Source organism: Rathayibacter sp. AY1H3 (assembly GCF_002932015.1).
The window spans coordinates 1-11,991 of sequence record NZ_PSUU01000067.1 but is presented as its reverse complement, the minus strand read 5'-3'; the positions used below and the strand labels follow the sequence as shown (position 1 = coordinate 11,991).

Genomic DNA, 11,991 nt, shown 5'->3' with positions numbered 1-11,991 from the left:
CGTCGCGACGGCCGGAGGAGGCGTCCTCGACGTCGGCGGGTACACCGTCACCGCCGCGGCGGCCGTGGTGCAGGCCGCGACCGGTGCCGCCGTCGCGGAGCCCGTCGAGTTCGACGCGAGGGGCAGCCTCGGCCCGACCGGCGTCGACGAGTGGAGCGTCGCCCGCGCGACCTACCGCGGCGGCATCACCGCGACCCTCCGCACCGGCGTGGCACTCGACGACGTGAACGCCCTGACGATCCACGGCACGCGCGGCCGTCTGCACGTGGCCGACCCGTGGTTCGGTACGTCTGACACGGGCATCGAGATCAGCGTTGTCGGGGAGGAGCCGCGCATCCTCACGTTCGAGGGGGAGGGCCCCTACGCGCTCGAGGCGGATGAGACGACCGACGCCCTGGCGGCCGGTTCGGTCGAGGCGCCGCAGATGACGCTCGAGGAGACGCTCGCGACGGCCCGCACGCTCGACCGCTGGCGCGCCGCGATCGGCCTGCGCTTCCCGTTCGAGGCCGAGACCGCGGACATCCCGACGGTGTCCGGGCGGCCGCTGCGCGCGGCGTCGGACAGCCCGATGCTCTTCGGCGAGATCCCCGGCGTCGGCAAGCGGATGTCGCGGCTCGTGATGGGCGTCGACAACCAGCCGGATCTGGCGCACGCCTCGGCGATCTTCGACGCGTTCGTCGAGCAGGGCGGCACCGCCTTCGACACCGGCTACATCTACGGCGACGGCGAGATGGAGGGCCGCCTCGGCCGGTGGATCCGCAACCGCGGCATCCGGGAGGACGTCGTCGTGATCACCAAGGGCGCGCACACCCCCTACTGCGATCCGGAGTCGCTCTCCCGGCAGCTGCTCGAGAGCCTCGAGCGGCAGGGCACCGACTACGCGGACATCTACCTGATGCACCGCGACAACCCCGAGGTGCCGGTGGGTGAGTTCGTCGACGTGATGGACGAGCACCAGCGCGCCGGGCGGATCCGCGCCTACGGCGTCTCGAACTGGACGCCGGCGCGCTTCGACGAGGCGCAGGAGTACGCCCGCACCCACGGGCGGGCCGGGTTCCAGGCGCTGAGCGACCACTTCGGCCTGGCCGAGGCGTACGACGTGCCGTGGGAGGGCTGCGTCCACGTCACCGACCGGGCGTCGAAGGAGTGGCTGGTCGAGCGGCAGATCCCGCTGCTGCCGTGGTCCTCGCAGGCCCGCGGCTTCTTCACCGGTCGCGCGCGCCCGGACGACACCAGCGACGCCGAGCTGGTGCGCTGCTACTACGGGCCGGACAACTTCGAGCGCCTGCGCCGAGCCGAGCAGCTGGCGGCCGAGCACGGTGTCGGAGCGACGGCGATCGCGCTGGCCTACGTGCTCGCGCAGCCGTTCCCCACCTTCCCGCTCTTCGGGCCGCGCACGATCACCGAGCTGCGCTCGTCGATGCGCGGCCTGTCGATCGAGCTGACTCCGGAGCAGACGGCATGGCTCGACCTCCGCGCCTGAGCGGTGCCGAGGCCGGCGGCCGCGCGACGATCCACGACGTCGCGGCCGCCGCCGGGGTCTCCCGCCAGACCGTCACCCGCGCGATGAACGGCATGCCGGGCATCAGCGAGGAGACGAAGCGGCGGGTCCTCGACGCCGCGGAGCAGCTGTCCTACCGCCCGTCGCGGTTCGGCCGCGGCCTGGTCACCGGCGGCGAGCACCAGCTCGGGCTCGTCGTCGACGACCTGCGGAATCCGTGGTCGCCGGAGCTCGCCTCGGCCGTCGTCCGGGTCGCGGCGGCGCGGGGCTGGAACGTGTCGCTCGCGGACGTGGGCCTCGCCGCCGACTCCGACCGGATGATCCAGGCGCTGGGCGCGCAGACCGACGCGGTGATCGGCACCTTCGGCGATCGTGCTGCGGAGTGGATCGAGCGGCTCGGCTCCGTGCCCGTCGTCGAGCTCGACCCGACCGGCGATCCGCTGCGCGCCGCGGTGCTGCTCGACCACTCCGAGGCCGTCGAGGCGCTGGCCGATCATCTGGCGGGATCGGGCGTGAGGCGCCCGGTGGTCGTCGACGTCTCGCGGGATGCCCGGCCGAGCCGGCGAGCGGAGCTTCTGATCCGGGCCTTCTCCGCGCGCGGACTCGAGGCCTCCGTCGTGCGCGCCGAGGGCCCCACCGCTCAGGCGGCCGCGGACGCGACCGAGCGGATCATCGCTCGGCCCCGGGTCGCCGACGCGATCGTCGCGTTCAACGACCTCTGCGCGCTCGGCGTGCTCTCCGCCTGTCGTCGGGCGGGCGTCGACGTGCCCGGCGACGTCCGGGTGGTCGGGATCGACGGCCTCTCGATCGGGCGGCTGCTCGCTCCGACTCTGACCACCCTCGCCGTCGATCTCGACGAGCTCGCGCGGCACGCCCTCGACCTCGCGGTCGCCATGATCGCCGGCGAGCTCCCCCGGGGCGGCCCGGAGGTTCACCGCACCGTCCGCCACCAGCTGGTGCTCCGCGAGTCGGCCTGATCGCCCGCCGATCTCGCGGACGGACTCGCCCGCGTGCGCGGCGCGGATCTCCTCGCCAGCGGCTCGATACTCAGCCGGGCGATCCGGTCACCGGTCCGCGAGCTCGTCCAGCGCCGCGAGGATCTTCCTGCGGTCACGGTGCAGCTTCCACCAGCTGACCGTGTGGCGAGCGGTGATCAGGCCGAGCTCCACCAGGTCGCGGAGGCCCTCCTCTACTCGCCGCCCGCCCGCTCCCCGAACTCCACGAGCTTCGCGAACAGGTCCTCGATCAGCCAGCGGGTGTCGAACGCGTCGCAGACCCGGATCGTGTACGGCCCGGAGTCGGGCAGGAGCTCGCCGTCCGCGGAGAACCGCGGTGCGCGGCGCTCCCGCCAGCGTCCGCCGGCGGGGTTCATCACGGCGCCGATGGCCGGGCTGTCGCCCAGCGACCGGAAGTCGAGCGGCCCGTACGGGATGGTGTCGTTGAACGCGATCAGCTGGTCCACCAGGTAGTCCCCGAGCGGGCTTGTGCCGCGCAGGCGCGTCCGCAGCTCGGCGTGCCCGACTCCGACTCCGGAGTACACGGGCATCGGGATCTGCCACAGGGCGATGCCCGACTCGAGGACGCGGTTCGCGGCGTCGACGTCGTTGATCAGGTTGAACTCGGGGCTGTAGGCGGGGATCTCGTCGTAGGGCGGGCCGCCGACCCAGACGACCACGACGTCGCGGGAGGCGATCGACGGCTCGAGCAGCAGGGCGGCGGCGACGTCGGTCAGCGGCCCGAGCACGGCGATCCACAGGCGGCCCTCGTCGCGCAGCGCCTCGGCCACGATCAGGCGGGCGCCGTCCGACGCCTCGGCGGGCTGGGCCGACTCGGCGCCGTCGACGACGGTCACCGTCGAACCCGCCAACTCCACGATGCGATCGATCTCGGCGCGCGACTCCGGCATGCTCCCCGGCCGGCCGAAGTGCGCCGCGACCAGACCGCGGACGTCGAGGGTCTCGGTCAGCAGCGCCTGGATGATCGCGAACTGGTCGTCGGCCTCGTTCGCGGCGTCGGTGCTGACGATCAGGCGGTGCGGGGGAGGCGGGGTCATGCGGACTCGCGCTGCACGAGGGTCGTCGCGAGGATCGGCTGCCGGTCGACCGGGCGGCCCTGCACGACGGCGACGACGGTCTCGGCGGCGACGCGGCCCATGTCCTCCAGGGGCTGCCGGATGGTCGTGAGGGTCGGATCCGAGGTGGTCGCGATGACGACGTCGTCGAAGCCGATGACGGAGACGTCGGCGGGGACGCGGCGGCCGGACGCCTGCAGGACGCGGATCGCGCCGTTGGCCATCAGGTCGGAGGAGGCGAAGACGCCGTCGAGGTCGGGGTGGCGCTGCAGGAGGCGCGCCATCGCGGCGGAACCGCTCTCGAGGGTGAACTCGCCGTGCACGATGGGGCTGGAGTCGAGGCCGAGCTCGGTCAGCTCGTCGCGCCAGCCGCGGATGCGGTCGCGGGCGGGCTCCATGTCGTGCGGGCCGGCGATGATGCCCAGGCGCCGGCGGCCGGAGTCGGCGAGCGCGCGGGCGGCGAGGCGGCCGCCTCCATAGTTGTCGGAGTCGATGACGATCGCGTCCTCGGGCAGGGCGACGCGAGGGCGGCCGACCCAGGCGATCGGCACGGGGGAGTCGGCCAGCGCCTGGGCGAGGTGGGTGATCTCGTGCTGGAGGATCACGATCGCGCCGTCGACGGCCCGCGAGCGGAGGAAGCGGGGGATGCGGTCGCTGTCGTCGTGGTCGGCGGGCAGCAGCACGGGCTGCACCTCGCCGGCGTAGAGGCCCTTCGCGGCGCCCTTCAGCACCGAGGTGAAGAACGTCCCGGTGAGGCTGTCGAGCTCGTTGAAGGCGACGATCAGGGCGATGGCCCCGGCCCGCCCGCCGCGGAGCATCCGGGCGGCGCTGTTCGCCTCGTAGCCGAGGGACTTCGCGGCGCGCTCGACCGCGGCGGTCATCCGGACGTCGACATTGGTGCCGCCTGCGAGCACACGGGCGGCGGTGGCGCGCGAGACGCCCGCGGCCTGGGCGACGTCCACCAGCGTGGGTCGAGTCATGCTGCTTCCTTCTGCGAGGGGAGGTTCCGGCTTCCGCGCCTCCCCGCGGAGCACGGTGGGGAGAACGTCGGAGTGAAGACTCGCACGGGGCGGCGGGCGGCCGTCCGGAACTGCTCGATTTGCGAAACTTCCCTTTGATACTAGGCGGAGATCGTTATCTCGCGGAGACCGGTTCTCGCTTGCATCGTGCTCGCGGGCGGGTTAGGTTGGCCGCCAAGAGATCGTTCTCTGAGGCCCGCCCTCACCGAAACCCTGCGAATCCCCAACGAAGAGGAATTGTCGTGAAAAGAAGCCTGACGGCCGTAGCCGCAGCAGCAGCAGTAGTCGCGCTCACCCTGACCGGGTGCTCGTCCGGAGGGGGAGGAGGCGCCTCGGACGACCCGAACGCCGAAGCCACCTTCTGGTCCTTCACCGGCATCAACGCCAAGGACAGCGTCGACGAGTACCTCGCGAAGATGCCCGACGCGAAGATCAAGCTCTCCGAGGTCGGCAGCACGACCGAGACCGCCACCGCCCTCACCGCGGCCCTCGCCGGCGGCAAGGTGCCCGACCTGGTCATGATCCAGAACGACGACCTGCCCCAGTTCGTCGCCAACAGCTCGAACTTCCTCGACCTGCGCACCCTCGGCGGCGACGACGTCGCCTCGACCTACCTCCCGTGGGCCGCCTCCGCCGCGACCGCCGACGACGGCTCCGTCGTGGGCGTCCCGACCGACGTCGGCGGACTGGGCTTCGCCTACCGCGCCGACCTCTTCGAGCAGGCCGGCCTGCCGACCGAGCCCGACCAGGTCGCCGAGCTCTGGAAGGACTGGCCGTCCTTCATCGAGACCGGCAAGAAGTACACCGAGGCGACCGGCAAGCCGTTCGTCGACAACATCGAGACCAGCGTCTTCTTCTCGACCGTCAACCAGGTCTCGGAGAAGTACTACTCGCCCGACGGCGAGCTGGTCTACGACACCAACCCGCAGGTGAAGGACGCGTTCCAGGTCGCCGTGGACACCAAGGACGCCGGCATCAGCGCCGGCATCGCCGCCTGGTCCTCGGGCTGGGCTCCGGGCCGCGCGAACGGCGCCTTCGCCGTGACGATCGCCCCCTCGTGGATCCTCGCCGGCATCAAGACCGACGCCCCCGACACCGCCGGCAACTGGCGCGTCACCAGCGTCCCCGGCATCGGCGGCAACTGGGGCGGCAGCGTCATCGCCATCCCCGCCCGCGCCGAGCACCCCGAGGCCGCCTGGCAGTACATCAAGACGATGATGTCGGCTGAGGGCCAGACCGACCACTTCAAGGCCTCGGGCACGCTGCCCGCCGCCACCGAGGCGGTCGCCAGCGAAGAAGTCCAGTCGTACACCGACCCGTTCTTCGGCGACTCGAAGATCGGCGAGGTCATGGCGACCTCCGTCGAGCAGTTCCCGTCCTTCTACAACGGACCGGACACCACCCCGATCAACGGGGCGCTCCTCAACACCCTCGTCGAGCTGGAGGCCGGCAACGTGACCTCCGACAAGGCGTGGTCGACCGCACTCGACACGGCCAAGCAGGCCATCGGCGGCTGATCGCCCCACCCACCTGAGCGGCCCGGCGCCTCGCGCGCCGGGCCCCTCCCCCCTTTCTCGACGGAGGTACTCCCGTGTCAACGGTGACAGCAGCACCACCCCGCAAGCAGCGCAAGCAGCCCAGCGCGCCGGTCCAGAAGGCCGCGCGGATCCGCAACTCCCTCTCGGAGCGGATCGCCCCCTACGCGTACGTCGCGCCCTTCTTCATCATCTTCATCGTCTTCGGGCTCTTCCCGCTCCTGTTCACGTTCTACGTCTCGCTCTTCGACTGGAACCCGATCGGCGAGCAGACCTTCGTCGGCATCGCGAACTTCCAGCAGCTCTTCGCCGACTCCCGGTTCTGGAACGCGCTGGTGAACACCTTCGGCATCTTCATCATCTCGACGGTGCCCCAGCTGCTGTTCGCCCTCTTCCTCGCGCACCTGCTGAACCACGCCCGCCTCCGCTGGGCGAACTTCTTCCGCATGGCGCTGCTGGTGCCGTACATCACCTCCGTCGCGGCGACCGCGATCGTGTTCGCGCAGATCTTCGACAAGAACTTCGGCCTGATCAACTGGTTCCTCGGCATCTTCGGACTGCCGTCGATCAACTTCCTCGCCACGAACTACGGCTCCTGGATCGTCATCTCGACGATGGTCTTCTGGCGCTGGTTCGGCTACAACACGCTCCTCTACCTGGCGGGCCTGCAGTCGCTGCCCCGCGAGATGTTCGAGGCGGCCTCCGTCGACGGCGCGTCCAGCTGGCAGCAGTTCCGCCACCTGACGATCCCGGCGCTGCGCCCGATCATCGTCTTCACCGTGATCATGTCGACCATCGGCGGTCTGCAGATCTTCACGGAGGCGCTCCTGGTGGCTCCCGAATCGGGCCTCACCTGCGGCGCCGGCCGGCAGTGCCAGACGCTGGCGCTCTTCCTCTACGAGCAGGGCTTCGGCCAGTTCAAGTTCGGCTACGGATCCGCCATCGGCGTCGTGCTGTTCGTGATCGTGGTCCTCGTCTCCCTCCTCAACTTCTACCTCTCCACCCGCACCCGGAAGGAGGCCGTCTGATGTCGGATGTGATCGACCAGGCCGTCCCGCAGACGCTGGCCCCCACGGTCCAGAAGGCACAGCTGCCGAAGCGGCGCGGGAAGGGCGGCGGAGTCGGCTGGCCGACCTACGTCTTCCTCGTGATCGCGGTGCTCGTCTCGATCTTCCCGCTCTACTACATGTTCGTCGTCGCGTCGGTCGGAGCGACCGCCGTCACGTCGATCCCGCCGCGCCTGTACCCGGGCACGAACTTCATGGCGATCGCCGAGAAGGTGTTCGACACCGTCCCGTTCATCGCCTCGATGCTGAACAGCCTCATCGTGTCGCTGAGCATCGCCGTCATCTCGGCGATCCTCTGCGCGATGGCCGGCTTCGCCTTCGCGAAGCTGCAGTTCCCGGGCCGCAACGTGCTGTTCCTCATCGTGCTGCTGACCATGACGGTGCCGGCGCAGCTGAGCATCATCCCGCAGTACCTGATCGTCTCGGCGCTCGACTGGGTCGACACCCTCCAGGCGATCATCGTGCCGGGCCTGGCCAGCGCCTTCGGCATCTTCTGGATGCGGCAGCACATGTCCACGACGGTCAGCGACGAGCTGATCCAGGCGGCCCGCATCGACGGCGCCAACTCGTGGCAGCTGTTCTGGCGCATCGCCTTCCCGGTGGTCCGCCCCGCGGCGTTCGTCCTCGGGCTGATCACGTTCACCGCCGTCTGGAACGACTTCATGTGGCCGTTCATCGTCCTCAAGTCGCCGGAGCTGTTCACGGTGCAGATCGCGCTGAAGCAGCTGCAGGCCAACCGCTCGATCGACGTCGCCCTGGCGATGGGCGGATCGTTCATGGCCACCCTCCCGCTGCTGATCGCGTTCTTCTTCGTCGGCCGCCGGATGGTGTCCGGGATCATGGACGGGGCGTTCAAGGGCTGATGCACGACGCTTCCCCAGCACTGCCCGGGACGGACGCCGCGCGTCCTCCCGGGCGGGACTGGCGGGACCGCGCTCTGCCTCCGGCCGAGCGCGCCCGCCTCCTGACCCAGGAACTCACCCTCGAGGAGAAGGCGGCGCAGCTCGGCTCCGTCTGGCTCACCGACTCCGCCGACGACTTCGCCCCGAAGCTCGACGACGGGCCCGCCGCGGGCGACGACCTCTTCACCGGCGGCCTCGGCCAGCTGACCCGCGTGTTCGGCACCGAGCCGGTCACCGTCCCCGAGGGCGTCCGCCGGCTCCGCGAGCTGCAGGAGCGCGTGGTCGCCGGCAGCCGCCTCGGCATCCCGGCCATCGCGCACGAGGAGTGCCTCACCGGGCTGGCCGCGTACGGCGCGACCGCGTTCCCCACTCCGCTCGCCTGGGCGGCGACCTTCCATGAGGAGCTCGTGGGCGAGATGGCGGAGGCGATCGGCTCGGACATGCGCGCCCTCGGCATCCACCAGGGCCTCGCCCCGGTCGTCGACGTCGTGAAGGACTACCGCTGGGGCCGCGTCGAGGAGACCCTCGGCGAGGACCCGTACCTGGTCTCGCAGCTCGGCGCCGCCTACGTCGCGGGGCTGGAGGGGACCGGCGTCGTCGCGACGCTGAAGCACTTCGCCGGGTACGCCGCCTCCCGCGGCGCCCGCAACCACGGACCCGTGAGCATGGGGCCGCGCGAGCTCGCCGACACGGTGCTGCCTCCGTTCGAGGCCGCCCTGCGGCACGGCGGCGCCCGCAGCGTGATGACCTCGTACACCGACATCGACGGCGTGCCCAGCAGCGCCAGCAGGCACCTGCTGACGACGCTGCTCCGCGACCGCTGGGGCTTCGAGGGCACGGTCGTCGCCGACTACTGGGCGGTGCCGTTCCTCCAGGCCATGCACCACGTCGCGGTCGACGCGGCCGACGCGGGGCGCCTGGCGCTGCACGCCGGGGTCGACGTCGAGCTGCCGCAGACGGCGGCGTACGGCGAGCTGCCGCGCCTGATCCGCGAGGGCGTCGTCGACGAGGCCGACCTCGACCGCTCCGTGGCCAGGCACCTCCGCCACAAGTTCGAGGCGGGCCTGCTCGACGGCGGCCCGCTGGTGCCCGAGGGAGCCGAGGACGTCGACCTCGACAGCGCCCGCAACCGCGCGATCTCGTCGCGGATCGCGGAGGAGTCGGTCGTGCTGCTGCGCGACGAGGACGTCGCGCAGCTGCTGTCCTCCGGCTCGCTCGCCGTCGTGGGACCGGCCGCGGACCAGTTCCGCAGCCTGGTCGGCTGCTACGCGTTCCCCAACCACGTGCTCTCCAAGCACCCCGGCCACGACCTCGGGCTGTCGATCCCGACGGTGCTGACGGCGCTGCAGGAGGAGTTCGGAGCGTCGCGCGTGCGCTTCGCGGAGGGCGGCTCGATCACCTCCGCGTCGACCGACGGCGTGCAGGAGGCGGTGGACCTCGTCCGCGGCTCCGACGCGGCGGTCGTCGTGGTCGGCGACATCGCCGGGCTCTTCGGCGACGGCACCTCGGGCGAGGGCTGCGACGCGGCCGACCTCCGCCTCCCCGGAGCGCAGGAGCCGCTGGTGACGGCCGTGCTCGAGACCGGCGTGCCCACCGTGGTGGTCGTCCTCTCGGGCCGGCCCTACGCGCTCGGGGCGTTCGGAGCGGCGCGCGGACTCGTGCAGGCGTTCTTCCCGGGAGCGGACGGGGCGGCCGCGGTCGCCGGCGTGCTCTCGGGCCGCGTGGCTCCGACCGGGCGCCTGCCCGTGCAGATCCCGCGGCTCCCGTCCGCCTCGACCACGTACCTGCAGCCGTCCCTCGGGCTCTCGAACCCCGGGATCACGGCGCTGGACGCGACTCCGCTCTACCCGTTCGGCTACGGGCTGACCCGCGGCGCGGTGACGTATACGGAGCTGGCGACGGCGGCGGAGCTGCCGGTCGGCGGATCGCTCGACGTGGCGGTGTCGCTCCGGAACGACGGCGCCGACACGGTCGAGGTGGTGCAGCTCTACGCGGGCTACCCGACCTCGGCGGTGGTGCGGCCGGTCGCGCAGCTCATCGGCTTCGCGCGCGTGCCGATCGCGGCGGGCGAGACGATGACGGTGCACTTCCACGTCGACGCGGCCCGGCTCGCGGTGACGGGGGAGGACGGCCGGCTCGCCGTGGACCCGGGGCCGCTGCGGCTGACGGCCGGCGCCTCGGCGGCGGACGCGGCGGTGACGGCGGAGGTGTCGATCACGGGGGAGCGGCGGCTGCTCGCCGAGCGGGCGCTGCGGACCCCCTGGTCGGTGGCGCGAGGCTGAGCGGTCGGCGCCTCAGGGGGGAGGGGCCGGCCGCTCGCGGGGGCGGGCCGGCGGTGCCGGCTCGCGACCCCGCGGAAGTCGCGGTACTCGCGCGCGAGTCCTGCGACTTCCGCGGGGTCGGCGGCCGGGAGCGCGACGGCCGCGTAGCACCGCAGTCGCCAAGCGCAAGGGGCCCGCGCGAGCCGGGGGCCCGGCCTAGCGTGGAAGGAGCGGCGCCGCCGGTGGCGGCCCGCGGAGAAGACCGATGCAGAGGAGAGTCATGCCCGCCCTGACCGACACGTTCACGCTGTCCAACGGAGTCGCCATCCCGAAGATCGGGTTCGGCACCTGGCAGATCCCCGACGGCCCCGAGGCCTACGACGCGACGACCGCCGCGCTCGAGGCCGGCTACCGCCACATCGACACCGCCCGCGCCTACGGCAACGAGGCGAGCGTCGCCCGGGCCCTGCGCGACAGCGGCGTCCCGCGCGACGAGGTGTTCATCACCACCAAGCTCCCGGCCGAGGTGAAGGACTACGAGGGCGCGAAGGCGAGCTTCGAGACCACCATGGCGGCGCTCGAGCTCGACCACGTCGACCTGTACCTCATCCACGCCCCGTGGCCCTGGCAGGACATGGGCTCCGACCACCGCGAGGGCAACATCGCGGCGTGGAAGGCGATGGAGGAGATCCTCGAGGACGGTCGCTCGCGCGCCATCGGCGTCTCGAACTTCCAGGTCGCCGATCTGGAGTCGCTGATCGCGGCGACCGACGTGGTGCCGCACGCCAACCAGATCCGCTGGTTCGTCGGCAACACCCAGGACGAGACGACCGCGTACTGCAAGGAGCACGGCATCCTCGTGGAGGGCTACTCGCCGCTCGCGACGGGCGGCCTGCTCGACAACTCCGACATCGGCGAGATCGCCGCGAAGTACGACAAGTCGGTGGCGCAGCTCTGCATCCGCTACCTGCTCGAGAAGGACGTGCTGCCGCTGCCGAAGTCGACGACGCCCTCGCGCATCGTCGAGAACGCCGACGTCGACTTCGAGATCTCGTCCGAGGACCTCGCGCACCTCGACTCGCTCGTCGACACGGAGTCCTGACCCGCGGGCGCCTGCTCCTGACGGTCCGGAGGCCGTCGCACTCGAGCTCGAGCGCGGCGGCCTCCGTCGTCTCGGCGCATCGGCCGCCGCCTCCGCTCGCGAGTGCGCAGGAGTTGTCGCACTCGAAGTCGAGTGCGACAACTCCTGGCTTCTCGCCGGGCTTATCCCGACCGCGGTTCCGCGAGTGTGCAGGAGTTGTCGCAGTCGGGCTCGAGTGCGACGACTACTGGAGTCTCGGGGTGCTCGGCGCAGGAGCGACGGGCGCCCGGCGTCCTGAGGCCGGTCGCGAGTGCGCAGGAGTTGTCGCAGTGGGCGTCGAGTGCGACAACTAATGGAGTCTCGGGGTGCTCGGCGCAGGAGCGACGAGGGTCCGGCGTCCCGAGGCCGCTCGCGACTACTGGCTTCTCGTCGGGCTCATCCCGATCGCGGTTCCGCGAGTGCGCAGGAGTTGTCGCAGTCGGTCTCGAGTGCGACGACTCCTGGCTTCTCGCCGGGGCGGGGCGGGCCCGCCCGCCCCGCCCCGGCGAGAAGCC

Annotated in this window: 9 protein-coding genes; 7 read left to right on the top strand and 2 right to left on the bottom strand. The window is 71.7% G+C overall.

All coding sequences use genetic code 11. The features are described 5' to 3' along the window. Together C5C33_RS17270 and C5C33_RS17265 are read left to right on the top strand one after the other, a co-directional pair. A partial coding sequence (locus C5C33_RS17270) for an aldo/keto reductase (protein ID WP_104261723.1) occupies positions 1 to 1,483 on the top strand: 1,483 nt, incomplete at its 5' end. Beyond that, positions 1,462 to 2,478: a LacI family DNA-binding transcriptional regulator gene (locus C5C33_RS17265; protein WP_104261722.1), complete on the top strand. Its 1,017-nt coding sequence runs from the start codon at positions 1,462 to 1,464 to the stop codon at positions 2,476 to 2,478. The genes C5C33_RS17270 and C5C33_RS17265, both read left to right, overlap by 22 nt. 212 nt (positions 2,479 to 2,690) lie before the next feature. On the opposite strand, the gene C5C33_RS17260 is transcribed toward C5C33_RS17265, so the two are convergent. After that, on the bottom strand, positions 2,691 to 3,554 hold the full coding sequence (locus C5C33_RS17260; RefSeq protein WP_104261721.1) for a nucleoside hydrolase: 864 nt from the start codon (positions 3,552 to 3,554) through the stop codon (positions 2,691 to 2,693). Then, the gene (locus C5C33_RS17255; protein WP_104261720.1) at positions 3,551 to 4,552 is read right to left on the bottom strand and encodes a LacI family DNA-binding transcriptional regulator; all 1,002 of its coding nucleotides are present in this window, start codon (positions 4,550 to 4,552) and stop codon (positions 3,551 to 3,553) included. Before C5C33_RS17255 ends, C5C33_RS17260 begins: the two co-directional genes overlap by 4 nt. A 281-nt stretch (positions 4,553 to 4,833) precedes the next feature. Between C5C33_RS17255 and C5C33_RS17250 the strand changes: the two genes are divergently transcribed. The 5 genes from C5C33_RS17250 to C5C33_RS17230 all read left to right on the top strand — a co-directional run bounded on the left by C5C33_RS17250 (position 4,834) and on the right by C5C33_RS17230 (position 11,458). Beyond that, a complete protein-coding gene (locus tag C5C33_RS17250; RefSeq protein ID WP_104226495.1) occupies positions 4,834 to 6,108 on the top strand; it encodes an extracellular solute-binding protein in 1,275 nt (424 codons plus the stop codon). A gap of 83 nt (positions 6,109 to 6,191) precedes the next feature. Beyond that, a complete protein-coding gene (locus C5C33_RS17245) occupies positions 6,192 to 7,154 on the top strand; it encodes a carbohydrate ABC transporter permease (RefSeq protein ID WP_104224677.1) in 963 nt (320 codons plus the stop codon). Then, positions 7,154 to 8,056, top strand: a complete 903-nt coding sequence (locus C5C33_RS17240) for a carbohydrate ABC transporter permease (RefSeq protein ID WP_104224678.1) — start codon at positions 7,154 to 7,156, stop codon at positions 8,054 to 8,056. Before C5C33_RS17245 ends, C5C33_RS17240 begins: the two co-directional genes overlap by 1 nt. Next, positions 8,056 to 10,377 carry a glycoside hydrolase family 3 N-terminal domain-containing protein gene (locus tag C5C33_RS17235; protein WP_104261719.1) on the top strand — a complete coding sequence of 774 codons (2,322 nt, stop codon included), beginning with the start codon at positions 8,056 to 8,058 and terminating at the stop codon, positions 10,375 to 10,377. Before C5C33_RS17240 ends, C5C33_RS17235 begins: the two co-directional genes overlap by 1 nt. A gap of 259 nt (positions 10,378 to 10,636) precedes the next feature. Continuing rightward, positions 10,637 to 11,458, top strand: a complete 822-nt coding sequence (locus tag C5C33_RS17230) for an aldo/keto reductase (RefSeq protein ID WP_104261718.1) — start codon at positions 10,637 to 10,639, stop codon at positions 11,456 to 11,458. The last annotated feature ends 533 nt before the right edge of the window (positions 11,459 to 11,991 follow it).